A 26,120-nucleotide genomic window follows, 5' to 3' on the forward strand; every position below is an offset into this window, starting at 1 on the left:
AAGATTAAGTACGCTGCGAAGGATGCCACTTAATGAATACTTTCTCCAGCCGCTCAACCACTAAATAGAAGAGCACGCCTGCAATTGCAGCCAACACAATACAGGACCAACCCAGTGGCATTTTGGCAACTTTAATGGAATTGGAGAGCAGATATCCAAGCCCTTTTGAGGAGAAAAAGAATTCCCCAACAATGGCGCCAATCATACTGGCAGTAGCATTAATCTTGAGTGCTGTAAATACATAGGGCAGACTGCTCTGAATCCGCAGATAACGGAACACTGCCGGTTTACCTGCCGCATAGGAATGCATCAGATCCAGCGCCAATGGATCAATCGCCGCCATACCTTTATAGGCGTTGATCGCCATCGCTGCCATTGTAGTTGCTGTTACTATGGCAATTCGTGAGCCTATCCCATCTCCAAACCACAGATTCATGATGGGCGCGAGGGCGACGATAGGCACAGCATTTAGGGCGGCAACCAGCGTCAAGCTTCCACTCCCCCAGCGCGGCCAAGCTGTCGCGACTAAAGCGATCAGGAAGCCGATAGCAGAACCAACCAACATTCCCAGCACAGCTTCAGCAAGAGTGTATCCGGTATAGGACAGCAACAAGCTGAAATTATCTCGCATGGTTTCGGCGATGGCTGTAGGCAGCGGGAGTTGATATTTTTTCAGATCAAAGATCTTATGAAAAAATTGAAATTCCCATAGTGCAAGAAATAACAGACCTGCCAGTACAGGCAGCAGTACCCCTGCGCTAAATATCCTCTTCAGCATTCGTGAGCCGCCGCGACTCGCCGTAGCTTCCGCAGGTTTCGGAACGGCTACAGCATTCTTTGTTGTAGCCGTTAGCGCCGGCTGAGCCATTTCTTTACCAGTAGAGCCTATAAACGTGGTCTCCCGAACGGAGTTAGTTTCCATTAGCGGCTGCCTCCTTTCGGACGATATTCAGGCTGCCAAGGCGTTACCAGGCGTTCTATCAGACTGATTAACCAGTAGCTTACGATTCCCAGCAGGGCACCCACAATCACCGTAGACCAGAACATATAGGTGTGAGAGCTTCCATAATAGAGATTGCGCAGCATAATTACACCAATGCCATGCTGGGCACCCATAAGCTCCACCAGAATAGCTCCAGTCACAGCAAGTGGGGCAGCTATCTTAAGCCCACCGAACAAACCCGGCAAAGCCGCCGGGAATCTGAGTTTCCAATAGACCGCCCAAGGTTTCGCCGCGTAAGAATGCATCAATTCGAGCGCTGATGGATCTACACTCCGCAAGCCGCGCAGCATGTTCAGAGCCACCGGGAAAAAGGTGATATATCCCGAAATAATAATCCGCGAGGTCTGCTCATCGCGCACAATCCCGTAGATGATGGGTGCCAACCCCAGAATCGGAATCATCTGCGAGGCAATAGCATAAGGAAAAGTTAATTGCTCTATTGTCTTCGACAAGCTCATCAACACCGCCAATGAGGCACCAGCTACCGCTCCAATCAGGAAGCCAACACCAGCATTACCGAAGGTCGCAGCCCCCTCCTTCAAGAGCGTGTCTCCATACTGCCATAAGGTAGCTAACACCTCATGAACATATGGCAGCTTGGACTGTGCTAACGGCGTCTCCACCACATGGAGCAGCATCCAGGAAGTCCCTTCCCAGACTAGCAGCAGGCCAAAAATCCAGACGAACAACGGCAGCAGACGACCTCGCACAAAGATACTGCCCCCTTTCATCACTACACCCCTTCGAAGCTGTCGCGAATACGTGCGATCAGTTCGAAAAACTCTGGGCTATTTCTCATTTCCGCCGTTCGCGGACGTGGCAGAGGAATTTCGACCACAGCGGACAAGCGACCTGGATGCGGGGAAAGGACAAACACCCGGTCAGAGAGGAATATAGATTCAGGAATACTATGAGTTACAAAGACAATTGTGTTCTGCACTTTACTCCAGACAGACAATAACTCTTCATTCAATCGCTCACGCGTAAATTCATCCAGCGCAGAGAACGGCTCATCCATGAGCAGAATTTCCGGCTCCATCGATAGTGCTCTGGCAATCGCTACACGCTGCTGCATCCCGCCGCTGAGCTGCCACGGATATTTATCCGCAAAGCTCTGCAGCCCCACCAGATCAAGAAGCTCCATCGCCTTTTCCTCACGGATTGACTTCTTTACCCCCATCAGCTCCAGTGGCAATGTGATGTTATGCTTCACTTTTCGCCAGTCGTATAACACTGGACTTTGAAAAACAATGCCATATTTTTGCGCCAGCCTGGCTTCTCTGGCACTTTTCCCAGCTACCACAATGTTCCCGCCTGTTGGTGCTATGAGATCGGCCATCAGTCTAAGCAGCGTCGTTTTGCCACATCCGGAAGGTCCGAGCAGGGAGACGAACTCCCCTTTTGCAATATCAAGACTCACCTGATGCAGGGCAAGCACTTCCGCAGCTTCTGTCCGATAACGCATTTCAACATTCTCCAGCTGAATCTCAGGAATATTTGACGCTAGTGATGACATCCTCAGCCCCCCTTTTCAAAATAAGCCATGTTTATAATGTTATATAAACTGACGCTATTTAGATAAAATAAAGAAAACTTCTATTGCATGTAGTATTAACTAACATGTTACACGCTGCTCACTGGACTCTCACTAGACAATTAGTAAAATAGCTCCTGCTAAATTGCGTCATTTTGTCTAGGAGACATTTTTTTGACCACAAACCCGAAGTATTTTTTTTATATCCGCAGATATGTGGTAATATTTATCCATATCTTTCCTCGGTAGGTGACAATAGACCCATGGGATCTATAATCTCGAATTATATTGTAATTGTTGCTATATCAGGTGTGCTGAGTGTCTTACTAGCCCTTTTCGCCTATTATAAAAAAACTGATTTCTTAGGAATCAGGGCTTTTGTTATAAGCTCCTTTACCTCTGCTATTTACACCTTCGGTTTCGCATTAGAATTATCGGGGAAAACTCTGGAGGAACTCAGCTTCTGGATTAAGTTAGAATATCTGGGGATGCCCTTTATTGCGCCGGCTAGTCTAATCATGGTGATCCATTTCGTTGGGCTGGAGACGCTGTTTAAAAAAGGCATACGGGCGGCGTTATTTATCATTCCATTCATTACAACGCTGCTGGTCTGGACCAATGATTACCATCATCTCTTCTATAAATCCATTTATTTACGGGAAAATACGCCCACCCCACTCGTTGATGTTGTGATGGGACCTTGGTATATCGTTCACGGCAGCTTTACTTTCGGCTGTCTGCTGGCAGCCATTTGCCTCATGATATGGCAGTGGAACCGGATGAAAAGGGTATACCGCAGGCAGATCATCACAATAATAATCGGGTTAAGCCTTCCAACCCTCGGCGCTTTTTTGTATCTGATAGGCTTGACTCCTTACGGAATGGATCCCGTCCCGATCATTATGAGCCTAACCTCCTCCCTATATATTTGGGCTATTTTATCCCGGGGCATGTTAACGGCTGCACCTATTGCTCGTGAGAATCTGTTCGAGAGCATGCGGGAGGGAGTGCTTGTCACCGACCGCTCGGACATGCTCGTCGATTACAATCGTGCAGCCGCGGATATGATAGAGGGGCTCAACTCCTCATCGATTGGCAAACCGCTAGCACAATTGTTTCTTAACGCAGGCAAAGATGCCTTGTCCTATGTGATGGATGCCGAGCCACTGTTGCGCGAAGAACGGGAAGTGGCTTGGAACAAAGCAGAGGAGATCTGCTATTATCAAATCCGCTCCTCTCCGGTACAGAAACAAGAAGGGCACATAGCAGGACAGATGATCATGCTGATTGACGTGACTGAACGAATACTGCTTCAGGAGAAGCTGCGTCAATTGGCTACGATGGACAGCCTAACGGGTATCTATAACCGCTCCTATTTTTTGGAGCTGAGTCAAGCATTGCTTGCCCGGGCTGCCAGCCTGCGAAGCTCATTATCTATGATTTTGCTGGATGTGGACTTCTTCAAGAGCATTAATGACCGCTATGGGCATCAATATGGAGATCAAGCTCTACAGCATATTGTCCAGGTGTGCAGCAGACATCTGCGGGAGGGAGATCTCTTTGGCCGTTATGGTGGTGAGGAATTTGTGATCTGTCTGCCAGAGACGTCACTGAAGCAAGCAGCATTGCTCTGCGAAAATATCCGCGCGGATATTGAACAAAGCACCTTATATACCGTCATCGGGCCCATTAATGTGACCGCAAGCTTTGGAGTTGTGGAGGCCCTAAATCCAGAGGCCACTCTAGAAGAACTGCTATCTGAAGCCGACCATGCTCTGTATAGCTCCAAACGGAATGGACGCAACGCTGTGCATCTCTCCCAAAGGTCAGAAATCATTCTTTTCAAGCCTGTTTAATGACAATCATGTCCCTTCCTGCGCATTCAACAACTGGCCTTATTTTTCATAGTCTGTTTTTAAGTTTAATAAGAGTTATCTGAAAAACTAATCAGAGTGTTGAGAGTAAAATTTGCTTGATGGGATATGGAGGCGTAAGAAATAATGAGGAACCATACAATGATGCAGTTTTTTGAATGGCATGTTGCTGCGGACGGGAAACACTGGGATCGCTTAAAAGAAACTGCACCCGCGCTAAAAGCCGTAGGCATTGATTCTGTTTGGGTACCTCCTGTGACAAAGGCCGTCTCCGCTGACGATACAGGCTATGGCGTGTATGATCTATACGATCTGGGCGAATATGACCAAAAAGGTACGGTACGCACCAAATATGGCACCAAACAAGCACTGATCAACGCAATTTCGGAATGTCAAAAGAATGGCATCGCCGTTTACGTTGATTTGGTGATGAATCATAAGGCTGGCGCGGATGAAAAGGAAGTATTCCAAGTCATCGAGGTCGACCCCAATGATCGGATGAAAGAAATTTCGAAACCTTTCGAGATTGAGGGCTGGACAAAATTCACCTTCCCTGGCCGCGGGAATGAACACTCTGCCTTTAAGTGGAATCACAATCATTTTAACGGCACTGACTTTGACGCCAAAGAAGAGCGAACCGGCGTATTCCGTATAGTAGGCGAGAATAAAGCGTGGAATCAGAATGTTGACGACGAGTTCGGAAACTATGATTATCTAATGTTCGCTAATATTGATTACAGCCATCCGGAAGTCAAAAAAGAAATGATCCAATGGGGAAAATGGCTGGTGGATACCCTCCACTGCAGCGGCTTCCGCTTGGACGCCATCAAACATATCAACCATGAGTTTGTTAAAGAATTCGCGGTAGAGATGTTTAATAAATGCGAGAAGGATTTCTATATCGTCGGTGAATTCTGGAATTCCGACTTAGAGTCCTGTCGACAATTTCTGAATACCGTCGATTATAAAATTGACCTCTTCGATGTATCCCTTCACTACAAGCTGCATTCAGCTTCTTTGGAGGGCAGAAACTATGATCTGACCAAAATTCTTGATGACACACTGGTGCAGACCCATCCCACCAATGCTGTAACCTTCGTTGACAATCATGATTCTCAGCCTCACGAAGCCCTGGAATCCTGGGTAGATGATTGGTTCAAGCAAAGTGCTTACGCGCTTATCCTGCTGCGACGGGATGGATATCCTGTGGTCTTTTACGGGGATTATTATGGGATCGAAGGACCAACACCTGTAGCAGGTAAAAAAGATGCGATTGACCCTCTGCTGTATACCCGCTATCACAAAGCTTATGGTGAACAGAAGGATTATTTCGATCATCCTAACACGATTGGCTGGACACGGCTCGGCGTGGAGGATATTGAACACTCCGGTTGTGCGGTTGTGATCAGTAATGGTGAGAATGGCCAGAAGAGAATGTTCGTAGGAGAACATCGCGCCGGTGAAGCATGGGTGGATTTCACCCATAACCATAAAGCCACCATAACCATTGAAAAAGATGGTTGGGCGACCTTCCCGGTCAATGGCGGCAGCGTCTCCGTCTGGGCTTTGCCAGATGCAGAAGCTGACAAGAAGTAAACCTGATTAAAAAGGTGCCCAACGCCGTTTGGCGTTGGGCACCTTTTTTTAGTTATTCGTTTTATGCTCCGGATGGCGGGATACAAGCCTCACCAGATCCAGCGTTAAGACGGGTAATGTTAGGGACGCTGGATAAGCTAAGTAACGCGGCTCCCACTCTGGATTGAACTTTTCCTTGTAACGACGCAATCTGGCAAAACCGTAACCATGCCCATGCCCACCTCTATTAAACACTTGATGAGCCAGCTTCTCCTCCTTCAGAGCTCCGGGGTCCTGACCCCCACTGGATGATAGAGGAGTGTTGCCTAGATTAAATCGCCGATACCCCTTGGACTTCGCCCATTCCAGCATACAAACCAATAAATAATCTACCGTCCCGTTTGGCACATTCTTCCGCTGACGCAACAAATCTACGGACAGGGTCAATCCTTGATCATACCCTGGGGCAATAGAAGCAAATGCCAGTATTGTACCTTTGGTGTTCCGCAGCACCACAATGGGAGCCCGTTGCAGATACTCGACCTTAAACCACCCTAACGAATAACCCTTTTCCGCTCGGCCATTCAACCACTCGTCCGAAATCGTTCGCAGTTCTCTCAGCAAACTATCAGCATGCGGCGCTTCTGTAATTTGAACAATCATGCCTTCCCGTTCAAAACGATCACTTACCCTTTGCAGATCACCATTCTTCAGATCACTGAGTGCAAAGTTATCAAGGCTTATCACTGCCTCTTCACCCAGCTTAAAAAAGCGATAGCCCTGCTCCTGATAGACCGATAAAAAAGCAGGTGAAGCTTGATAGAAAACTACAACCAGACCATACTGATCTGCAGCTTGTCTAAATTCACTGATGGCTTCACTTATTAAGCTGCTCTCTCCCAGCGGATCACCCAGCACAACGAGTTTATCCCTAACTCTGGCGAAAGCGAGCAGCACTTTATCGTTCTGAGCCCAGAAGAAGCCCTTATCACCCAAAAACAACGTATGAGTTAAGGTATTGCCTCGAACTCCATCTAGAAAATGTTTCAGCTTAGCTACATCCAAGGTCCCGAACAGCTCGTTCTCCTTATGATGGGGCCTGAGGTTTACCCACATTATGAGCAGTACCCAAGACAAGACCAATCCTCCCACTGCCGTAAATGCAACATGACTATATCGCTGCAACCATTCAGGCTGTACTCCCGGAGGCAGATGCTTCAGAAATCCACGATGTACATAACAGCCCATCAGATAGTAGCTTAGTGCAATTACTGAAGTGAGGGCAAACCACCGGATCGCGCTCTGTCTGCTGATTGGCGCACTAATCCGATAAAACCGCGATCTGGATATCCAAAGAATAAGCGCTACTATAAGTAGCAAAAGCGCCTCTTCATAATCAAAACCCTTAGTGACTGCAAACAATGATCCAATAAACAGAAGTATGCTAGTCCATACATATGCACTATGGACCCGCAATGTAATGCCCCGCGACAATAAAATCAGCATAAAACCAATAAGTACAGACAGATGATGAGAAAGCTGCATTACCGGAAACGGCAATATTTCCTCCGTAATCTTCAACCTATACAGCAATCCGGGTACTGCTGCAGATAGTAAGAGAATAAGCCCGCTAGCTAGTACCAGCTTACCAAGAGCCCACATCCCAAGATCGCTCAGAAAGGTATACTGACCCGGCCAGCCCCAGATCTTCTGCCATTTGTTAAGAGAGGGTTCGAACCCTGGAACTGAACGATCTTGATCCTTTTTTCCTTGCAGACCAATTTCCAGTGCAGCCAGCACCAATCCAATCAACCAAGGAATGACATAATAAAACAATCGAAAGATGACAAGCACCGCCATCGCCTTATCGGTCTGGTAGCCAAGCTGTGTCAGCCCGAGCAAGGCGATAAGGTCAAATGCACCGATACCGCCGGGTGCCATACTCAAGATTCCGGCAATAGCAGCAATCGTAAATATACCAAAGATAGCTATAAAATGGACCTCATCCAAGAGATGGCTGCTGATGGTCCAAAACGTCACGCCAGCAAAGCTCCATTCCAGAAAGGAAGCACCGACGGAGTTAACGACTGTAAGCCATGATGTTCTGCCTTTTCCCCGGTTAATCCATTTCGCATAAAGCGATGAGCGCTGCACAAACACAAAAACCGGCAAATAAAGCGCCATACCCCATACTGCAAATACCAGCCAGCGATGTTCTTCCAGCAAAGCCGTTGCCGGGAGTAAACCAAAGATATTCGCCCATGAAAGTAGTGATAACCCGGTAATCATAAGCGGCGAAAGAAATACAATGGCGGGCGTTAGCACGGAGGTCGGCACTCCGCTTTTTTTATACAGCAGCGTCCTTAAACCAACTCCAGCCAGACCTGCAAACCCAATCAAGTTATTAAATGTATTAGCAATCCATGCATACCGAAAGGTACTCCACAGCCCTACTTTTAAACGAAAATGGGCCCGAATCAAATAATCATAAGCACTCATCACAGCTACGGAAAGAAGTGCAAAACCAATCATTTGCAAAATAGCAGACGTAGGTACTCGCCTTAGTTCACGCATTATAAGTCCTAAATGAACCTGCTTCAGCTCATGTTGCCCCTCCCAGTATACGAACGCTATGATAGCCACTGGAAAAAGAGCTCTGACCGCCCGGATCCGATAGATAGATAAGATCAGTCTTACAATTTTGAATCTTTCTAATGTCTGTTGCTTTGAATGCATGAGCCCACCTGCCTTTACCGCTGACACACGTTGTGCTAGACAATTTTTACAACTAGTCCATTATAGCAATTCTTGGAATAGAAGACCCGTGATAATCAACACCTACTCTATTAGACTGCCAGCAAATCCCTAACCCCTGCAACAGTTAAAGATTTTTTGGGAAATGAGGATAAGCATAGTTAATATATTACGAAGCTGGACAGATCAATATGACGGAACTTTATTTTAGGGGTATCTTTCTAGTATTGGCCAACAATGTGATAAAAGAACATTTAAATTGTAGTCTAAACTTAAAAATACATAACAAAAAGGACATCCCTCACGGCAAAGGATGCCCTTTTTGTTATGTAACACGACTTAGTATGGTTTATACACGAATATCAAATCTGCCTTGGCTATTCGTTGTTGCGGTAGCGATTTCTTGCGGGCTTGCCGCAGCAAGCGCGTTGTTTGCAGGTTTGGCAGGTGCTTCTGCACTACTGCTTGCAGCGGAAGCACTGCTCTGCGACTTCTGGGAAATTTGTGCCTCGATTTGCTTGATCTGCTGCTCAATTTGTTTCGTTTTCGTTTCTTTGGTCTTCGCGTCATCCGAGCTGGCATCAATCTTGTCCAATTCGGCTTCCAGCTTCGCTTTTTGTTTCTCGAGCGCGCTGGTATCTGTAGTACTAGACGTCGAGGTAGTATACGATGTAGAACCTGAGACTGCGGATATACTCATAATCATCCCTCCCTTCCTTACCTCCAATATAATCCTTTTGCAGATAAGGAACGTTAAAACCCGCTGAAAGTTTGCTGAAAGTATTGCTCTCTTTCAAGGTTATAAGGATAAACTGTTAGGAATTGGAATTCCCCCGTTTGACCAACAGAAGATAAGACAGAATAGAGAGAACACCCGTACAGGCAATCACAATCGCCATTGGAAGGGCTGAATCTACGCCTCCAAGACCCACAAGCGGTGCTACACAGCTACCAAGCAGCAACGGGATCAGCCCTATCAAAGCCGAAGCGCTGCCTGCGGCCTCTCCTTGGTCCTGCATCGCAAGTGAGAAGCTGGTCGCTCCGACAATCCCCACACTGGAGACAACGGCGAACAGACAGATTAGAATAGGGATCAGCCCTCCCCCTACCAGGATCGTAAGCAGCAGCAAGACGCCCCCCGTTGTACAGAGCAGCAACCCGCTAAGCAGTAACTTCGTCTCACTCACCTTACCAGCTAGTCTGCCGGCGATTTGACCTGTAATAATAATCCCAATCCCGTTCACAGCAAAGATCAAACTGTATACCTGCGGAGTAACTGCAAAAATATTTTGCAAAACAAAAGATGACCCTGAGATATAAGCGAACATAGACGCTGTAACAAAACCTTGGGACAAGGCATAACCCATAAACTTGCGGTTGCCAAGTAACACCTTAAAGGTAAGCAGAGTACCCTTCAACCCACTCTTGGAGCGCCGCTCCTTCGGCAATGTCTCAGGCAAGCGCAGGAGAATCGTCAAGCAGAAGATAATTCCGGCAGCAAATAATACGAGGAATATCCCCTGCCATGTAGTCACTCTTAAGAGCTGGCCTCCAATGACTGGAGCCAAAATCGGACCCAGACCATTAACAATCATCAATAAAGAGAAAAATTTCGTTAGTTCAGAGCCACTGTACAGATCACGCACAGCCGCCCTAGAGACAACTACACCCACTGAACCAGCAAGACCTTGAATAAACCGCAAAACAATTAAAAGTCCAATCGAAGGACTAAAAGCACATAGCACTGAGGAAACCGCATAGATGAACATCCCTATAAGCAGTGGACGGCGACGTCCATATACATCACTCAGTGGTCCAGCTACTAACTGACCTGAGGCCAGTCCCAATAAAAAGAAGGTGAGACTTAGCTGCACCAAAGCAGCCGTCGTACCGAAATCGTCGACAAGTGTAGGCAGCGCCGGCAAATACATATCAATCGATAACGGCCCAATGGTTGTAATGGAGCCCAGAATAACAGCAAGTTGCAATCTCTGCTTCCTTGAGGGTCCATCTGCAGCAAGTTTATTAGCATTTTGCATTCCAATCATGATCCTTACGTCAACCTTTCTAAAGCAACCCGGGGGCCTTTTTTTGTATTCTTCATACTAACGTAAAGGAACTCAAATGATCAATCCTTTTATAAGGCCTCATTCGGGGCTAATAACTTAAAAATAACCGCCAAAAGGCGGTTATCCTAATTGTTTTATGCATTTTGAGATGTACTAAACCCCTGTAGCCAATCTTTGGCGGCTTCGGCTTCCGCCATACTCAAGCGGTGACCTTGGTTGCCCCAATGGGTTGTAACCTCAGCGCCTGCTTTCTGCAGAATCCCCTCTAGCTCCTGAGTTTCCGTAGATGTTATCAGCGGATCATTCGTACCTGCCCCAATAAAGATAGACACCCCTTCAAGAGAAGGAAGCTCCACATTGCGTAATGGCACCATCGGATGCAACAGCACTGCCGCGCGGAAAATGTCCTTATAATGAAACAGAAGGCTACCAGCAATGTTTGCACCGTTAGAGTAACCAACCGCTACCAGATTGTTGGCATCAAACCCGTATTTCTCTGCCGCTTCATCCAGAAACTGCTTAATCTCATGGGTACGGAAAACTAAGTCCGCTTCATCGAACACTCCTTCTGCCAGCCGACGGAAGAATCGTGGCATGCCATTCTCCAGCACATTACCCCGTATACCTAGCACCGATGAATCTGGGGATAACATCTCAGCCAGCGGCAGCAAATCCTGCTCATTACCACCTGTGCCATGAAACAACACTAATGTAGGTTTAGTTATATCTTTACCTTTACGGAATACATGAATCATCCCTGCTTCACCTCAATTTCTCTTACTTGAATAGGCGTTAAGTTTTCTTCGATGGCCGCGCGATGCGGCTCAAACCAGGACGGCAGCATCAACTTTTCACCCAACGCATCCGGGGCTTCATCACGGGCAAAACCTGGAGGATCTGTAGCGATTTCGAACAGGATTCCTCCTCTTTCACGGAAATAGATCGCATTAAAATACTGACGGTCTTGAACGGGTGTAGGTCTATGCCCATGACTCTGTACATGGCGCGACCATTCCAGTTGCTCTGCATTATCCTTTGCCCGCCACGCGATGTGATGAACTGTCCCTGCACCTCCCGCTCCGAGCGGAACGGGTGATGTCTTCAAATCAATAATATTACCTAGCTCCCCATTGGTTCTATAGCGAGTATATCCATCTCCGTCAGCAATATGTTCCATACCCAGCGTATGAACAAGTGTCTCGGCTGTTTGCAACGGATTGCTGCTATATAGCACAGCCCCGCCAAAACCTTTGATCGCGTATTTAGTAGGAATCCCACCAAAGGACCACTTACTGAGCGGGCCTTCCTCACGTTCCACCAGTTCAATCCGCAGACCGTCGTAATCAGCAAAAGATAAATAGGGTTCAGAGATCCGACTTCCTTTTGTAACCGAAATTCCGTATTCAGCAAGGCGTTGTTCCCAGAATTGCAGAGCACCGACCGGCACTGCGTAGATCGTTACGCCAACTTGACCACTGCCGATTCTGCCTCTACGCCCTACAGGTGAAGGGAAAAATGTAATAATCGTTCCCGGCGCACCCTGCTCATTCCCAAAGTATAAATGATAGACCTCTGGAGCATCAAAATTAATCGTTTTTTTCACGAGCCGTAGGCCCAGAATCCCGGCGTAGAAATCAACATTGCGCTGAGCGTCTCCGACAAAAGCTGTAATATGATGTATTCCTGCAGTTTGAAGTGTCATTATTATAAACTCCCTTCTTAGTTAAAAAATAATGCATCTAGAGAAATCGAACCTGGTCCCGTAAGCGCCACACCTACCGCAAATACCAAAACCGTGAGCGGAAACTCAATCCCGTTCGAAGTGGACCAGAAACCATTTGGAGCATGAACCTTAACGATTGCCCCCAGCATCGTGGCAGCGATCAACACCGCTGCAACAGGCGTTAACAGTCCGGCCGCGAACATAAATCCGCCCACCAGCTCCATAATCCCTGCTAAAATCGCCATAGTCACACCCGGTTTGATTCCGATGGACTCCATCCAGCCTCCCGTACCCTTCGGACCGTAACCTCCGAACCATCCAAATAGCTTTTGTGCGCCATGTCCTATAAAAGCAAGCCCAATCACCAATCTCATTAATAACAGTCCTACACTTATCATTTTTACCTTCCCCTATTCCTTTGATTTAATTATCTTAATGTTAAGATATTGGGTAAAAAAGAGCGCCCGGCGGACCGGAATAACCTATGGGCTGCTCTCCTCTTCCCTCTTCTATCTACAACTCGGAGGCGTTAAACGTATCGCCGCCCTTAATCGTACCCGAGTTAAAACCTTTGTAGAACCAGCGCTTTCTCTGCTCTGAGGTACCGTGAGTGAAACTATCCGGCACTGCATAGCCCTGAGCCTGCTTCTGAATCGTATCATCTCCGACGGCGCTTGCAGCTGCCAGAGCTTCCTCTAAGTCGCCTTCCTCCAGCAGATTCATTCCCTGAGCATGATTGGCCCAGACACCGGCCAAATAATCAGCCTGCAGCTCAAAACGAACCTGATATTTGTTGTACTCCTTCTCACTCAACGTCTGGCGAAGGGAATCGAGCTGTTTCGAGGTGCCTAGTAATGTCTGTACATGATGTCCAACCTCATGGGCAATGACATAAGCCATGGCGAAGTCGCCCGGCGCGTGGAAGCGTTGCTGCAACTCATCATAAAAGCTCAGATCAATATATAGTTTGGCGTCGCCCGGACAGTAGAAGGGACCAACTGCCGAGGTGGCTGTTCCGCAAGCAGAGTCTACACTCCCACTGTATAGAACTAAGGTGGGGTCCGTATAGGTCATTCCCTGCTGCTGAAAAATCTCACCCCAAACCTCCTCTGTGTCGGCAAGAACTACCGATACAAACTCCGCAAGCTCTTGCTCCTCTGCGGTCTGTTCATAAGGGGCCGTTGAACTGGAGCCTGTGGAAGTCAAACTTCCCAGGATATCCCCGGCATTGCCTCCACTGAGTAACGTGATGACCAGGACAAGGATAATTCCTCCGATTCCGCCACCAATCATCTTGCCACCACCGCTCATGCCTCTGCGGTCCTCCACGTTCGAACTCCCTCTTCTTCCCTGCCATTTCATGGCCAAGCCCCCAGTCGAAATATCAGGTAATCTTAAGTAAATGGCTACCTGGCTTCGTTAAGTTAAATATCTTATTAGTGATATACCCAAAAAAGCAGGGTTTCACTTATACTTACTGGAGTTGGGAGAATGAGGATGGAGCCGAACTACTTCCAACCTTATAGAGGCGCCTAGTTATTCGTCATTTTCGCAGCGCCTACACACCTTTGCCAAGCTTTTTCATTAATTCGATAGCCTGGACTTTCTCTTCCTTATCTAATCCACCCATCAAATCATGAATTGAGGCTACATGACGAGGGAAAATCTCATCAAACAGTTCACGGCCTGCATCCGTAATCTCCGCATAAGTAACGCGGCGATCCTCGCTACAGGGTACACGTTTCAGCAGTCCCTTTTTCTCCAACTTGTCGATATTATAGGTAATGCTTCCGCTCGTAACGAGAATTTTCTCCCCGATCTGTTGCAGCGGAATCCGCGTTCTATGGTAAAGTACTTCAAGCACCATGAATTCAGCCGAAGCCAAGCCATAACTCTTCATATCCTTCACCGCATGATCCATTAGGCTCTTATAAGCCTTAGATAAGACTACAAACAATTTCAGTGAGGCGGCTTGTTCTTCGTCAGGTGCACTCTCTGTATTACGCAGATTTACTTGTTTATCACTCATCAATTTCACCTCCACTTCAATCAAACTTGTATTCAATCCATTTATTTGTCTTTACATTAAATATCTTTAAGTTAAGATAACTATACGACTTCCCATCCTCCTTGTCAACCTCATCGCTAAAAAAGTTACTTCCGTCTAGAGACAGGTAAGTTTTCCTATGACACTTTACAGGGAGTGATAAAAATCACCCCAAGTTTGACCTGACCTATAAAAGGGCGTATTCTTGTCTTTACGAATGACTCTTTAGTAAGCGATTTCAATACCCTAAAGGAGGCGACCTGATGAGTTCGTTCAATCCAACCCCTACCGAAGAAGCTATGGAGGGGCAGGCTGGTGCACGACGCGTGCTGATCGTGACAGCCGTAGACGCGGAGCGTGACGCGGTCCTGCGCGGCCTGCAAGGCAGCGACAGGTTCCATGTTATCGCTGCCGGCGCAGGGCCGGCAGCGGCGGCGGCGGGAACCGCCGCGGCACTCGCAGCCGGTTCTTACGGCTGCGTATTGAGCGTCGGGATCGGCGGCGGATTCCCGGGGCTGGCGCCTTTAGGCTCGCTGGTTGTAGCCAGCGAGATGATTGCCGCCGACCTCGGGGCCGAGACGCCGGAGGGCTTCCGCAGCGCTGCCGAGCTCGGCTTCGGCAGCGTGTCCGTGCCGGCTGACCGCGGCACGGTGCAAGCGGTTTCGGCCGCGCTGGCTGCGGCCGGGTTACCCGTAAGCACGGGCACCGTGCTTACGGTCTCGACGGCGACCGGCACCGCGGAGACGGCCGCCGCCCATCTCGCGCGGCATCCCCATGCCGTCGCGGAAGCGATGGAAGGCCACGGAGTTGCCGTGGCCGCTCAGGCGCTGGGGCTCCCGGTACTGGAGCTCCGCGCCATCTCGAACCCGGTCGGTCCCCGCGACCGGGCCGCTTGGAAGATCGGTGATGCAATGGAAGCATTAACGGCGGCAGCCGCTATATTACTGGAGGTGCTGTAATGACAACTGAGCTTAATATCGCTTTTTCCCCTTGCCCTAACGATACCTTTGTATTTCATGCCTGGGCGCACGGGCTTGTCCCGAATGCACCTAAGCTAAATGTAACCTATGCCGACATTGATATTACCAATACGCTGGCTGCTGACGGAGAAGGACCAGAAGTCCTCAAAATCTCCTACGCTGCTCTGCCTTGGGTTCTGGAGCGGTACAAACTGCTGCCATGCGGCGGCGCTTTAGGACGCGGCTGCGGCCCGCTGCTGCTTACAGCAAGTGGACCCCATGCGGTCAAACGCCCAGAAAAGCTAGTCGGACGCCGGATTGCTGTACCTAGCGAACGCTCTACGGCTTATTTGCTTTTCCGATTATGGGCAGCACAAAATGTAACTGGAGGCATCGGCGAAATAGTCGTAATGCCTTTCGATGAGATTATGCCTGCCGTACGGGATGGCCATATCGATGCAGGGCTGGTAATTCACGAAGCCCGCTTCACTTACGCCTCTTATGGTCTTAATATGCTGACTGATCTAGGCAGCTGGTGGGAAAGCGATACCGGACTGCCCATTCCTCTCGGCGCTATCATTGCCCGCCGTGATTTAGATGCCGATGCTATCACCGGCTGGATTCGCAGCTCTCTTCAGTATGCGTGGGATCATCCAACGGATTCCAGAGACTATGTGCTTAGCCATGCTCAAGAGTTGGCTCCTGAAGTGGCTAAATCCCACATCGATCTCTACGTGAATGACTTCTCGATGAATCTGGGTGAGGACGGCTATGCCGCAATCTCTGCCCTGCTTAATCGTGCTGCGGCAGAAGGACTTGTGCCTGCAATCGATCCAGCACTGCTTCGTTAGCATTTACCAGATAGTTTAACAATCCCCGGCCACACCTATAAGGTGTTCTCCGGGGATTTTATTTATTCTACGTAGCCTTCCAGCCAGACATTATTTGGCTTATCGAACCAGTGATTATACAATAGACCTATAAACATGATCTATGAGGGAGGATCACATGATACCTGAAAAAAACAGCAAACAAAACATCGACCGCTTTTTGGGCTTTCAAAATGAATATGACCGCTACCGTCCCGAAGCCCCTGAGATGATTATCAAATTGCTAACAGATTACCTAGGTACCACCCCTTCACTCGTCGCAGATATAGGCTGCGGTACGGGTTTGTCTACTTTTCTCTGGAACGATGTCGCAGAACGCGTAATCGGTATCGAACCCAATCCAGATATGTTGGGAAAAGCAATCGATAAACTTAGCAGATTAGAAGCACCCCAATCAATTACTTTTGTGCAAGGCTACTCTAACCAGCTTCCGCTTGCATCAGATAGTGTAGACATAGTTACCTGCTCGCAATCATTCCACTGGATGGATCCTGAAAGTACACTGCAAGAAATCTCCCGGGTCTTAAAAAAAGGCGGAGTCTTTGCCGCCTACGATTGCGATTGGCCTTTATCTCTTCAGCAAAATGTAGAAGAACGATACAACCAGCTGATCTCCAAAACAGAAGAATTGCTGGCTTCGCTTTTACCTAATGAGGAGAGAGCACATAAATGGGACAAAGAAGGTCATTTGTCACGGATCAAAGCTAGTGGAGCCTTCTCTTTTGCCAGAGAAATCGTATTCCACAACCTAGAGTCCTGCGATGCCCAGCGATATATTGGTTTAACCCTAAGTCAAGGGGGAGTGCAAACCGTAATGAAACTAGACGCTACCTTGCTTGAGCAAGACATCGCCGATTACACCGCCGCAGTTGAACAGCATTTTAAAGGCAGAACATTAGAGGTTCTGATCAGCTACCGAATGAGAATCGGCATCAAATAATCTTCGATCACAACCAAAAAAACGCCCCGCCCCCTCATATGAGGAGTTCGGAGCGTTTTCTTCTTTTTATTTAACTTCCTCCATGAATACCCTTAGGTTCTCTACGATTTCTTTGGATTTTGAATGATGTAAGTAATGTCCGCCTTCAAATGTCATTACTTTTCCATGCACAGAATCCTTGACTTGCCCTTCATGTAGAGGAATCCAGTCTTTCACGGTAGTATTATTCGCTTGTATAAAGAAGATAATGGGAAGATTCTTGTCGAATGTTAAGCCTCTGGAGGCAACAAAGTTAGGATAAATATGTTCCATTTCATTTAAGGTAGTGGAATTGTTCATATTTTTAAGCGAAATCAATTTCATTTGTTTTTTGGTTTCATCATCAAATGGCAGTCCATCATAAGGGTCACCGCTTAATTGCAAGCCCAATCTTATAATCCCTGAATCTTTAAGCAGCTTTAATTTTTTAATTGGAAATTTAACATCCATACCGCCTTGTTCCGGAACACTACTATCAATACCCACAAAAGCACTCACTTCGTTTGGATATTTCTTCGCATATTCCAATCCGTAAATACCTCCAATCGAGTGGCCCATTAGAATGTATTGGTCAATATTAAGATTCTGAACGGCTTCATGAATTTCACTAACGATATTCTCTGTAGTTCGTTCTTTTTTCGTTTCATCACTGAGTCCATACCCAAACGGTTCAACCGCCACCACTTTGTAGAATGGTGATAACTCATCAATCAACGGCTTGAAATCAAGCGCTGGCGCTCCTGTTCCAAAGCCTGGTATGAGCACGATCGTCTGTTTACCTTCTCCTTGAATCAAAACATTCATATTTTTCCCGTCAACAGGGACTAACTGACCATAGTGCTGTATTTTTTTCTGATCTGTTTTGTTGCTGATCACATTAACTGTATAGACAACGGCTAGAAAAAGTACGACCACGATCACTATTGCTCCTAATATTTTGAGCAACAGGTTACGCAGTTTATGTTTTTTCTGTCCATTCCCCGTTTTTTTGTCCTCTTGTTGTGTCACCCTCATCTTCTCCTGTCTTTAATCTGTTTATTAAGTTCCCTTAACGTTTCGCTAATGAGATCATAACTAACAAAGATGTACCCCTCATGACGACAATATGAACTGAAAATGAACAGGTAAAAAAAATGCTACGGCAGCACAAGACAAGAAAACTTGCCTGTACTGCTGTAGCATGAAAAATTCGGGATGCATTCAAGCCCTCGCAAGGCACCGCCTGGAAGCTAATTACTCTGTCGGCGCTATAATTGGGAGGGTGACAACGATGGTCGTTCCTTGGCCGGGTTCGCTTTCCACGCGGATATCCCCTTTATGAAGCGTTACGATCTGTTTAACAATGGCAAGTCCCATCCCGCTGCCACCATATTTACGGCTGTGGGATCGATCAGCCTTAAAGAACCGTTCAAATATACGTTGCTGATCCTCAAGTGAAATCCCGATGCCAATGTCTGTTACCCGAACGGTCACGTTGTTGATATCTTGTTTGAGGCTGACGTTAATTACACTGTTATCCTTAGAAAACTTGATGCTGTTGCCAAGGAGATTGGTCCATACCTGACTTAACAGGTCATAATCAGCCAGTAGGATAATAGGCTTTAGATCAAGGTCGAAGCTGATGTTACGAGCTGACCATTGCGGCTGAATCGCTACGATTACTCTTCTTATCTGTTCGTCCAGATTGAATGTAGTTAGCCGTAGCTGTTGGGACTGCGATTCTAATAAACTCAGCTTCAGCAGGCTGTCACTCATTTTAGACATCCGTTCTGCTTCAGCGATAATAATATCCAGATAACGATTTCGCTCTTGTTCTGCAAGATCTACTCGCTTGAGCGCAATCGCATACCCAGATATTGAGGTGAGCGGAGACTGGACCTCATGCGACACATTGGATACAAACTCCTTACGCATCTGCTCAAGCTGCTGCAGATCGTGCATCATTTCTTCAAAGCTGCGAGCCAAGGTACCTAGCTCACCGGTTTGCTTAATATTCAGCTCGACGTTAAAATCACCAGCTGCTATTCTTCTGGTCGCTTTGGTTAGCTTCTTGATCGGTCTGACTAAGAACATTGCAGCTACCAGAATCAAGAGGCTTCCAGCTATCAATGAATAGAGCAAGAAATTTAATACCAAGTTCCTTCTGGCAGTGACGGAAGGGGGATTAAGCGTCTCCACAAACATCGCTTTGGTGCCGTCTTCCGTTCTCAGTTGTAAGCCTAGGAGAAGCGCAGAAATATTCCTGTTATGAGGTTGATATACTTCTCCTGCGAGAACTTTTTTTATTTCTTCCATAGTTACAGGGACCGGCTTGTGCCCATTAAGCGTTCCGTAAGATTGGAATTTACCCGCTTCGTCGAAAATTCGGATGTGGTAGGAATCAAGCTGCTTCATTCCACTTACGAAAGAGTTGGCTTCACGAAATGGGAAGGTCTCGTAAACCCTGACAATATCCTGCCCAAAATGCAATAAGGGAATTCGCGAGTTCTCGTTCAGTTTATCTTCGAATACCCAAGTTGCAACAAACAAAGCAATGATTGTGCCCCCGATTACTGAGGCTAAGAAGGTCAGTACAACGCGTGTATATATGGATCTAATCATTCGTACACCTCAAGCCTGTAGCCAAGTCCACGCACCGTCTCAATACGAAAATCAGGGGTAGTCGCAAACCGTTCACGCAGGCGTTTAATATGCACGTCAATCGTCCGATCATCTCCAGTATAATCAATTCCCCAAATTTGATCGATCAACTGCTCGCGCGTATAGACTTGTCCAGGGGTTCCAGCAAGCTTGTACAGCAACTCGAACTCCTTAAGGGGTAAGGCAAATGACTCCGTGCCTTTCATCACCTTATAGGTCTGTCGATCAAGGATGACATTGCCAATTTGGATCATCTGCGTGGAGCCAATCCGATATCGTTTCAGCAATGACCTAACACGAACCGTCAGCTCTAACGGATCGAAAGGTTTAGTTAAATAATCGTCCGTGCCTAATTCGAAGCCCTTCACTTTCTCCCAGGTTTCGCCTCTGGCAGTCACTATAAGTAATGGAAGATCAGGATTAGCTCTGCGGAGCTCCTTACAAAGCATCCAACCATCCATATTTGGCATCATAATATCCAGCACGACAAGATCGACATGTGTTCCAGCATATACGGCGAGCGCTTCCTTGCCATCCACAGCTTCAACTGTTTCGAATCCGTCGTTGCGGAGAAATAAACAGACAAGTTCGCGAATGTTCGCATCGTCGTCAGCAACCAGTATAGTAGGCATTCGTTTCCTCTTTTCCTGTTGTCCATTCTTACTATTATACTATATTATACTTTCGGCTAAACTGTCTGTTGTCTTGAGACTACACGATGATCAAACCGAAAAAGAGCGTCTAACACGGTTACCCGTATAGACGCTCTTAATGTCGTTTCGCTTTAGCTTTAGTCAGCTTACTTCTTATTCATCTTAAACATTAGGAACAGCTCATTATAATGAGCGAGCATCCGTTTGCCAAGGTTATCGTATACTTCAAGCCGGTCCGTAATTTCAGCAGGTGGATAGAACCGGGTATCCTCAGAAGTTTCCTCAGGAAGCAGCTCCAGCGCAGGAATGTTAGGCGTGGAATAACCTACATATTCTGCATTCTTAGCAGCAACGTCTGGGCGGAGCATGAAGTTGATAAACTGATGCGCTCCATCCACATTTTTCGCTGTCCGAGGGATGACCATGTTATCAAACCACTTGTTCGAGCCTTCTTCCGGCACTACATAATCCAGCTTATCATTCTCGTCCATGATCTCGGAAGCATCGCCGGACCAGACAATCCCAACCGCAGCTTCTTCATTTGCCAGCAGCATCTTGATCTCATCACCGACAATCGCCTTCACGTTAGGAGACAACTTGTTGAGCTTAGTCAGTGCTTCTTGCAGATGTGCCTCTTCCTTGTCATTAACGGAATAATGCAGGCTGTTCAAAGCCATGCCCATCACTTCACGGGCTCCGTCCACCAGGAAGATGTTATTATGCAGTCTGCTGTCCCAGAGAGAATCCCAGCTGGTGAAGTCCATGCCTTTAGTCATTTCCGGATTGAAAATAATCCCGACGGTCCCCCAGAAATAAGGCACAGAATATTTGTTACCCGGATCAAACGAAAGGTCCATAAAGCGTGAATCAATATTCTTTAGATTCGAAATCTTACTATGATCCAGCGGGATGAGCAGATCTTCTTCTTTCATCTTAGCAATGGCATAATCCGAAGGGATTACAACATCAAAGGTAGTTCCGCCCTGCTCAACCTTGGTCAACATAGCTTCATTGGAATCGAAGGTTTGATAAATGACTGTTAAGCCGGTCTCTTTTTCAAATTCCTTCAATAGATCGGGATCAACATAGTCGCCCCAGTTATAGATAGTCAGTGTGTTCCCACCTGAATAACCCTCTCTCGAATTCATCCAAGAGCCCAAGTACATGAGCGCAAATGCCGTGATAAGGATCGCCAGAAAAGCATTTATCAGCTGTTTCATCTAGGCACCCCCGCTTCTGCAACAGGCTCCGCCACAGCTTCTGCTGTGTTATGGCGATTTTTCTTAAGGGTCAGGAAGTAATAACCAACCACAAGCAGAATGGTGAACAGGAAGATCATTGTCGACAGCGCATTAATCGATAGCGACACCCCTTGCCGGGCTCTAGAGTATATCTCAACCGATAACGTCGAATAACCGTTGCCTGTTACGAAGAACGTAACCGCAAAGTCATCCAGTGAATACGTAAGCGCCATAAAAAATCCGCTGAATATCCCTGGTTTAATAATCGGCAAAATTACTTTAGTCAGCACATCCTTACGGCTTGCCCCAAGATCACGGGCTGCATCCGTTAATGTAGGGCTCATTTCCTGTAGATGCGGCAAAATCATCAATACGGCAATCGGCACACTGAATGCAACGTGTGAGAACAGAACAGACGCGAAACCCAGCTTGATGCCAGCTATGGTGAACAGGATAAGGAACGAAGCACCAATAATGACATCTGGACTGACGATCAGCACGTTATTCAGAGACAGCAAGGTGTTCTTGGCGCGGCGATTCTGCACACTTTTAATGGCCAGCGCACCAATAATAGCGATAAGGGTCGCAATAGCCGAGGATAGCAGCGCGATCACAAGCGTATTGATTACGATGATGATCAGGCGCTTATCTTGGACCACCTCACGGTAGTAATCCAGCGTGAAGCCCTCGAACTTATGCATCGTCCCCCCACTGTTGAACGAATAATACATTAAATAGAAGATAGGAGCATACAGAACAATGAACACCAGAACTAGGTAGAGGTTAGAGAATCCATTTTTATTTCTCATTCCGCGCCCCTTTCCGCGATCCGCCTGTGATAATCATAAACAGCGCCATAATGGCAATCAGAAACACTGCAACTGTAGAACCCATGCCCCAGTCCTGAGTGACCAGGAAATGCTGCTCGATTGCGGTGCCCAGCGTAATGACCCTGTTGCCTGCAATCAGACGGGTGATCATAAACAGGGACAGCGCAGGTATGAATACTGCCATACAGCCTGAGCGTACTCCCGAAATGGTCAGCGGAAAAATAACACGTCTAAACGTGGTCCAGCCCGAAGCCCCCAAATCACGTGCCGCATCCAGCAAGGATAAATTCAAATCCTCCAAAGCGCTGTATATCGGCAGGATCATAAACGGAATAAAAATATAGACAGATACAAATACAAAACTGAAGCCCGTAAACAGAATTTGCTGTTCTCCGATTCCAAGCAGATCAAAGAAATTATTGATCGGACCAAATGTCCCGAATATCCCTATAAAAGCGTAGGTTTTTAGCAGCAAATTAATCCATGTCGGCAAAATAATCAGCAATAACCACAGTTGCTTATGTTTGGTTCTCGTCAACAGATAAGCCGCCGGATAGGCAACCAGCAAAGAGAATGCTGTAATCAGAAACGCGTACCAGAACGAGGTCAGCGTCATTTTTAAATATACAGGGGTGAAGAAACTGACGTAATTATCCAGAGTAATATGACCATCCAAATCAAATAACGAATAATAGATGACAAGCACTACCGGTGCAATTACAAACAATGCGATCCAGAGGTAATAAGGGATGAGATAGTACGATTTGCCCTTATTCTTCATGACTCTCCACCTCGCCATAAGCTTCCAGACGTCTGTCGAATTCTTCCTCCGTTTCACCGAAACGCATAACATGAATCGCTTCCGGATCAAAATAAAGGCCAATTTCACTGCCTACAGTCGCCTTACGTGTAGAATGCACAAGCCATTCATGCCCGGATTCATCATAACAGCTGATTTCATAATGCACGCCCCGGAACAGCTGGGAATCAACCCGCACACGTAGTTTACCCTGTTCCAGCGTAGAAATTTCCAAATCCTCAGGACGAATAACAATCTCTACGGATTCATTCGGTTTAAGCCCGGCATCGAAACATTCGAAGCGGCGGCCGTTAAACTCCACCAGATAATCCTCGATCATAACTCCCGGCACAATGTTCGATTCGCCAATAAAATCCGCCACAAAACGGTTAATCGGCTCATCATAAATATCGTTAGGGGTGCCGCTTTGCTCGATTTTCCCCTTATTCATGACAAAAATCCAGTCGGACATCGCGAGTGCCTCTTCCTGGTCATGCGTTACAAAAATAAAGGTAATGCCTAACCGCTGCTGCATTTCCCGCAGTATGTACTGCATCTCAGTGCGCAGCTTGAGATCTAGCGCCGATAGAGGCTCGTCCAGCAGTAGAACCTGTGGCTCATTCACAATCGCCCGGGCAATGGCAACCCGCTGGCGCTGACCGCCGGACATTTCGTTAATCGCACGCTGCTCATAACCCACAAGGTTAACGAAGCTTAGCGCTTCCTGCACCTTCTTCGTGATAACATCCTTCTTAAGCTTCTTAATGCGCAGTCCGAAAGCCACATTCTCGAATACGTTCAGGTGTGGAAACAATGCGTAATCCTGAAATACCGTATTGACCTGCCGCTCATTGGCGGGAATGTGGTTAATTACTTTTCCATTTAAATAAATAGAACCGCTCGTTGGCTCAGCGAACCCGGCGATCAATCGAAGAATAGTCGTTTTACCACAGCCAGATGGACCAAGTAGTGTATAGAATTTGCCGCGCTCTATCTCAAAGCTGACTCCTTTTAACACCGGATCTTCGTCGTCATATTGCTTAGTAACTTCTTCAAATGAAATGATGGTACCTTCCTGAATAGCTATAGCTAACAACCTCCCTTACCTTAGTAATACAATACTATTTTACCCGCATCTTGCGGAGAACAATCGAAATGAGTATGCTCAGCGCTAATAAGCGACAATTTTCCCTCTCCTTCGACGCTCCAATAGATATAGCATATTAGATTGTACCATTATATGCGATAGCTTACATTGTTAAATGCTAAGCATAAACTTAACAAGTTTGTAAAAAGTCCAGTCTTCCCTGCCCTTTTTGAGGTGCTATAATGAAAACGAACTGAAAAGCCAGTGTGGTTTTCTTATTTTTGCGAAAGAAGATGAATGATAATGAACGAGGGGTTACTAGACCGCCTTGAAAAATATGGATTCTCGCTTTACATGATACGAATTACGCTTGCCGCATCACTATCCTGGGTAGCCGTACACAGTTTATATGGTGACCAATATTTATACTTTGCACCGCTTGCAGCCATTCTAATTACTCAAGCCAGTGTGAAGGCTTCACTTGAAAAAGGAATCTACCGCCTGATCGGCATTATTATCGGCGGAATTGTCAGCCTGATTGTAGGCCAATTCTTCGATGTAGGTGCATTTTCCATTCTGCTAATTCTGCTCATCGGGATTGGAATTGCCACAGCCTGTCGGATGAATATCCAAGCGGTTTCGCAGGTGGGGGTAACCTCGGTTCTGGCCCTTACCTTTTATCACAATGATTACGTGCTGTGGAGAGTCGCCGAAACCTTTATTGGTGTGCTCATTGCCTTGATCATCAATATGATTATCGTTCCACCGAACAGGTTCGTCAAGGTAAAAGCATTGGCACTCGATGGAAGCCTTCTACTTTCGGATGCTTTAAAAGGTCTCGTAGGCATAAGAAGAGATTCATCAAAGGATAATAATATGCTGGAGCAAGCAGGTAAACTGCTGTCTGCCAGCAATCAACAACAGAAGGAAATGTTCTATACCATTGCTCACTATCAGTGTCGTGGTGATCTAAAGGGACTTATACAAGCCACAGCACATCTAAAGACCATTCATTCCTATGTTAAAGAAATTGCCGACGATATTTGCTTGCTGCCAGCACATCATGCCAATTCTGACTGGATGCTGGAAGTGCTGGAGGCAACAGCCGATTGTATAGCTGTTTATGGTACCAAGACCTTATCCAAGGCTGAATGCCAACGTTCACTTACAGATTGTCTGCATCGTGCCCGCGACTTGCAGGCGGCCAGCTTCTCTGAACTGCAAGGACGGTGCTCACTGTCATCAGTTCGTGATCTAGGAGCGCTCTTCAGTCACTTAAACCGGGTACTCGAAGAAGTGGAACGCGCTAGTTCTGCTACTTACGTAGTTGCAGCTCGGCCTTCAACAGCTGAAATCACACGCGCTATACGCTTAATTAAAAAAGGACTCTCCCAGAAGCTCTAAGCTTGGGAGTGTCCTTTTTTTATGTTCAATCCCTATTAGACATAATGCCCTTTAGCACG

The 26,120-nt window shown here is 46.9% G+C and carries 24 protein-coding genes; 6 read left to right on the forward strand and 18 right to left on the reverse strand.

Translation table 11 applies throughout. From position 1 onward, the window contains the following. Positions 1 to 4: 4 nt before the first annotated feature. From MHH46_RS30450 to MHH46_RS30460, 3 genes are read right to left on the reverse strand one after another with little or no spacing between them, the layout of a single operon-like run. Complete coding sequence (locus tag MHH46_RS30450; RefSeq protein WP_081387822.1) at positions 5 to 922, reverse strand: ABC transporter permease; 918 nt, start codon at positions 920 to 922, stop codon at positions 5 to 7. Beyond that, complete coding sequence (locus tag MHH46_RS30455) at positions 922 to 1,734, reverse strand: ABC transporter permease (protein ID WP_076191718.1); 813 nt, start codon at positions 1,732 to 1,734, stop codon at positions 922 to 924. Before MHH46_RS30455 ends, MHH46_RS30450 begins: the two co-directional genes overlap by 1 nt. A 2-nt stretch (positions 1,735 to 1,736) precedes the next feature. Continuing rightward, entirely contained in the window at positions 1,737 to 2,519 is a 783-nt protein-coding gene (locus MHH46_RS30460; protein ID WP_076179226.1) for an ABC transporter ATP-binding protein, read from the reverse strand. Between the two features lie 281 nt (positions 2,520 to 2,800). Between MHH46_RS30460 and MHH46_RS30465 the strand changes: the two genes are divergently transcribed. Both MHH46_RS30465 and MHH46_RS30470 read left to right on the forward strand, forming a co-directional pair. Then, entirely contained in the window at positions 2,801 to 4,393 is a 1,593-nt protein-coding gene (locus MHH46_RS30465; protein WP_076191716.1) for a histidine kinase N-terminal 7TM domain-containing protein, read from the forward strand. 141 nt (positions 4,394 to 4,534) lie between these two features. Next, the gene (locus MHH46_RS30470; RefSeq protein ID WP_076191713.1) at positions 4,535 to 6,007 is read left to right on the forward strand and encodes an alpha-amylase; all 1,473 of its coding nucleotides are present in this window, start codon (positions 4,535 to 4,537) and stop codon (positions 6,005 to 6,007) included. Positions 6,008 to 6,055: 48 nt separating this feature from the next. Here MHH46_RS30470 and mprF read toward each other — a convergent pair whose 3' ends face one another. The 8 genes from mprF to MHH46_RS30510 form a co-directional block, all read right to left on the reverse strand. Then, positions 6,056 to 8,722: a bifunctional lysylphosphatidylglycerol flippase/synthetase MprF gene (mprF, locus tag MHH46_RS30475; RefSeq protein WP_076191710.1), complete on the reverse strand. Its 2,667-nt coding sequence runs from the start codon at positions 8,720 to 8,722 to the stop codon at positions 6,056 to 6,058. Between the two features lie 367 nt (positions 8,723 to 9,089). Then, positions 9,090 to 9,440: a FlxA-like family protein gene (locus tag MHH46_RS30480; protein ID WP_076099710.1), complete on the reverse strand. Its 351-nt coding sequence runs from the start codon at positions 9,438 to 9,440 to the stop codon at positions 9,090 to 9,092. Between the two features lie 115 nt (positions 9,441 to 9,555). Further along, a complete protein-coding gene (locus MHH46_RS30485) occupies positions 9,556 to 10,779 on the reverse strand; it encodes a multidrug effflux MFS transporter (protein ID WP_076191774.1) in 1,224 nt (407 codons plus the stop codon). Positions 10,780 to 10,943: 164 nt separating this feature from the next. Beyond that, positions 10,944 to 11,564, reverse strand: coding sequence for an alpha/beta hydrolase (locus tag MHH46_RS30490; protein WP_076124044.1), 621 nt, complete (start codon positions 11,562 to 11,564; stop codon positions 10,944 to 10,946). After that, on the reverse strand, positions 11,561 to 12,511 hold the full coding sequence (locus MHH46_RS30495; RefSeq protein ID WP_076179229.1) for a ring-cleaving dioxygenase: 951 nt from the start codon (positions 12,509 to 12,511) through the stop codon (positions 11,561 to 11,563). Before MHH46_RS30495 ends, MHH46_RS30490 begins: the two co-directional genes overlap by 4 nt. A 17-nt stretch (positions 12,512 to 12,528) precedes the next feature. Then, on the reverse strand, positions 12,529 to 12,930 hold the full coding sequence (locus MHH46_RS30500; RefSeq protein ID WP_036682076.1) for a DoxX family protein: 402 nt from the start codon (positions 12,928 to 12,930) through the stop codon (positions 12,529 to 12,531). A gap of 115 nt (positions 12,931 to 13,045) precedes the next feature. Beyond that, positions 13,046 to 13,894: a neutral zinc metallopeptidase gene (locus MHH46_RS30505; RefSeq protein WP_076191707.1), complete on the reverse strand. Its 849-nt coding sequence runs from the start codon at positions 13,892 to 13,894 to the stop codon at positions 13,046 to 13,048. Positions 13,895 to 14,090: 196 nt separating this feature from the next. Beyond that, positions 14,091 to 14,561: a MarR family winged helix-turn-helix transcriptional regulator gene (locus MHH46_RS30510; protein ID WP_036682080.1), complete on the reverse strand. Its 471-nt coding sequence runs from the start codon at positions 14,559 to 14,561 to the stop codon at positions 14,091 to 14,093. A gap of 281 nt (positions 14,562 to 14,842) precedes the next feature. Here MHH46_RS30510 and MHH46_RS30515 point away from each other — a divergent pair, with 281 nt between their 5' ends. The 3 genes from MHH46_RS30515 to MHH46_RS30525 all read left to right on the forward strand — a co-directional run bounded on the left by MHH46_RS30515 (position 14,843) and on the right by MHH46_RS30525 (position 17,368). After that, on the forward strand, positions 14,843 to 15,538 hold the full coding sequence (locus MHH46_RS30515; protein WP_081383981.1) for a futalosine hydrolase: 696 nt from the start codon (positions 14,843 to 14,845) through the stop codon (positions 15,536 to 15,538). Then, positions 15,538 to 16,389 (forward strand): 1,4-dihydroxy-6-naphthoate synthase, encoded by an 852-nt coding sequence (locus MHH46_RS30520; protein WP_076191704.1) that lies wholly within the window; start codon positions 15,538 to 15,540, stop codon positions 16,387 to 16,389. Before MHH46_RS30515 ends, MHH46_RS30520 begins: the two co-directional genes overlap by 1 nt. A 157-nt stretch (positions 16,390 to 16,546) precedes the next feature. Then, positions 16,547 to 17,368 carry a class I SAM-dependent methyltransferase gene (locus MHH46_RS30525; RefSeq protein WP_076124053.1) on the forward strand — a complete coding sequence of 274 codons (822 nt, stop codon included), beginning with the start codon at positions 16,547 to 16,549 and terminating at the stop codon, positions 17,366 to 17,368. 66 nt (positions 17,369 to 17,434) lie between these two features. On the opposite strand, the gene MHH46_RS30530 is transcribed toward MHH46_RS30525, so the two are convergent. From MHH46_RS30530 to MHH46_RS30560, 7 genes are all read right to left on the reverse strand, one after another. Beyond that, complete coding sequence (locus MHH46_RS30530) at positions 17,435 to 18,415, reverse strand: alpha/beta fold hydrolase (RefSeq protein WP_076191702.1); 981 nt, start codon at positions 18,413 to 18,415, stop codon at positions 17,435 to 17,437. A 225-nt stretch (positions 18,416 to 18,640) separates the two neighbouring features. After that, positions 18,641 to 20,008 carry a cell wall metabolism sensor histidine kinase WalK gene (locus tag MHH46_RS30535; protein WP_076191700.1) on the reverse strand — a complete coding sequence of 456 codons (1,368 nt, stop codon included), beginning with the start codon at positions 20,006 to 20,008 and terminating at the stop codon, positions 18,641 to 18,643. Then, positions 20,005 to 20,679, reverse strand: a complete 675-nt coding sequence (locus tag MHH46_RS30540; RefSeq protein WP_076191697.1) for a response regulator transcription factor — start codon at positions 20,677 to 20,679, stop codon at positions 20,005 to 20,007. Before MHH46_RS30540 ends, MHH46_RS30535 begins: the two co-directional genes overlap by 4 nt. Before the next feature lie 167 nt (positions 20,680 to 20,846). After that, positions 20,847 to 21,920 (reverse strand): PotD/PotF family extracellular solute-binding protein, encoded by a 1,074-nt coding sequence (locus MHH46_RS30545; protein ID WP_038573734.1) that lies wholly within the window; start codon positions 21,918 to 21,920, stop codon positions 20,847 to 20,849. Beyond that, positions 21,917 to 22,750 (reverse strand): ABC transporter permease, encoded by an 834-nt coding sequence (locus MHH46_RS30550; RefSeq protein WP_076191695.1) that lies wholly within the window; start codon positions 22,748 to 22,750, stop codon positions 21,917 to 21,919. The genes MHH46_RS30545 and MHH46_RS30550 overlap by 4 nt, the downstream gene beginning before the upstream one ends. Then, positions 22,740 to 23,552, reverse strand: a complete 813-nt coding sequence (locus MHH46_RS30555) for an ABC transporter permease (RefSeq protein ID WP_036682096.1) — start codon at positions 23,550 to 23,552, stop codon at positions 22,740 to 22,742. Before MHH46_RS30555 ends, MHH46_RS30550 begins: the two co-directional genes overlap by 11 nt. Then, entirely contained in the window at positions 23,542 to 24,651 is a 1,110-nt protein-coding gene (locus MHH46_RS30560; RefSeq protein ID WP_036682445.1) for an ABC transporter ATP-binding protein, read from the reverse strand. The genes MHH46_RS30555 and MHH46_RS30560 overlap by 11 nt, the downstream gene beginning before the upstream one ends. Positions 24,652 to 24,960: 309 nt before the next feature. On the opposite strand from MHH46_RS30560, the gene MHH46_RS30565 reads away from it, so the two are divergent. After that, complete coding sequence (locus MHH46_RS30565; RefSeq protein WP_052097383.1) at positions 24,961 to 26,061, forward strand: aromatic acid exporter family protein; 1,101 nt, start codon at positions 24,961 to 24,963, stop codon at positions 26,059 to 26,061. The last annotated feature ends 59 nt before the right edge of the window (positions 26,062 to 26,120 follow it).

The organism is Paenibacillus sp. FSL H8-0175, from assembly GCF_045040615.1.
Taxonomy (GTDB): domain Bacteria; phylum Bacillota; class Bacilli; order Paenibacillales; family Paenibacillaceae; genus Paenibacillus_AQ; species Paenibacillus_AQ odorifer.

Coding starts and splice junctions, on each gene's coding strand:
- MHH46_RS30460 (WP_076179226.1), bottom strand. CDS start 2,519: ATGTCATCACTAGCGTCAAATATTCCTGAGATTCAGCTGGAGAATGTT.
- MHH46_RS30565 (WP_052097383.1), top strand. CDS start 24,961: ATGAACGAGGGGTTACTAGACCGCCTTGAAAAATATGGATTCTCGCTT.
- MHH46_RS30550 (WP_076191695.1), bottom strand. CDS start 22,750: ATGAGAAATAAAAATGGATTCTCTAACCTCTACCTAGTTCTGGTGTTC.
- MHH46_RS30495 (WP_076179229.1), bottom strand. CDS start 12,511: ATGACACTTCAAACTGCAGGAATACATCATATTACAGCTTTTGTCGGA.
- MHH46_RS30490 (WP_076124044.1), bottom strand. CDS start 11,564: ATGATTCATGTATTCCGTAAAGGTAAAGATATAACTAAACCTACATTA.
- MHH46_RS30505 (WP_076191707.1), bottom strand. CDS start 13,894: ATGAAATGGCAGGGAAGAAGAGGGAGTTCGAACGTGGAGGACCGCAGA.
- MHH46_RS30455 (WP_076191718.1), bottom strand. CDS start 1,734: ATGAAAGGGGGCAGTATCTTTGTGCGAGGTCGTCTGCTGCCGTTGTTC.
- MHH46_RS30450 (WP_081387822.1), bottom strand. CDS start 922: ATGGAAACTAACTCCGTTCGGGAGACCACGTTTATAGGCTCTACTGGT.
- MHH46_RS30525 (WP_076124053.1), top strand. CDS start 16,547: ATGATACCTGAAAAAAACAGCAAACAAAACATCGACCGCTTTTTGGGC.
- mprF (WP_076191710.1), bottom strand. CDS start 8,722: ATGCATTCAAAGCAACAGACATTAGAAAGATTCAAAATTGTAAGACTG.
- MHH46_RS30485 (WP_076191774.1), bottom strand. CDS start 10,779: ATGCAAAATGCTAATAAACTTGCTGCAGATGGACCCTCAAGGAAGCAG.
- MHH46_RS30555 (WP_036682096.1), bottom strand. CDS start 23,552: ATGAAGAATAAGGGCAAATCGTACTATCTCATCCCTTATTACCTCTGG.
- MHH46_RS30540 (WP_076191697.1), bottom strand. CDS start 20,679: ATGCCTACTATACTGGTTGCTGACGACGATGCGAACATTCGCGAACTT.
- MHH46_RS30465 (WP_076191716.1), top strand. CDS start 2,801: ATGGGATCTATAATCTCGAATTATATTGTAATTGTTGCTATATCAGGT.
- MHH46_RS30520 (WP_076191704.1), top strand. CDS start 15,538: ATGACAACTGAGCTTAATATCGCTTTTTCCCCTTGCCCTAACGATACC.
- MHH46_RS30510 (WP_036682080.1), bottom strand. CDS start 14,561: ATGAGTGATAAACAAGTAAATCTGCGTAATACAGAGAGTGCACCTGAC.
- MHH46_RS30545 (WP_038573734.1), bottom strand. CDS start 21,920: ATGAAACAGCTGATAAATGCTTTTCTGGCGATCCTTATCACGGCATTT.
- MHH46_RS30535 (WP_076191700.1), bottom strand. CDS start 20,008: ATGATTAGATCCATATATACACGCGTTGTACTGACCTTCTTAGCCTCA.
- MHH46_RS30500 (WP_036682076.1), bottom strand. CDS start 12,930: ATGATAAGTGTAGGACTGTTATTAATGAGATTGGTGATTGGGCTTGCT.
- MHH46_RS30480 (WP_076099710.1), bottom strand. CDS start 9,440: ATGAGTATATCCGCAGTCTCAGGTTCTACATCGTATACTACCTCGACG.
- MHH46_RS30515 (WP_081383981.1), top strand. CDS start 14,843: ATGAGTTCGTTCAATCCAACCCCTACCGAAGAAGCTATGGAGGGGCAG.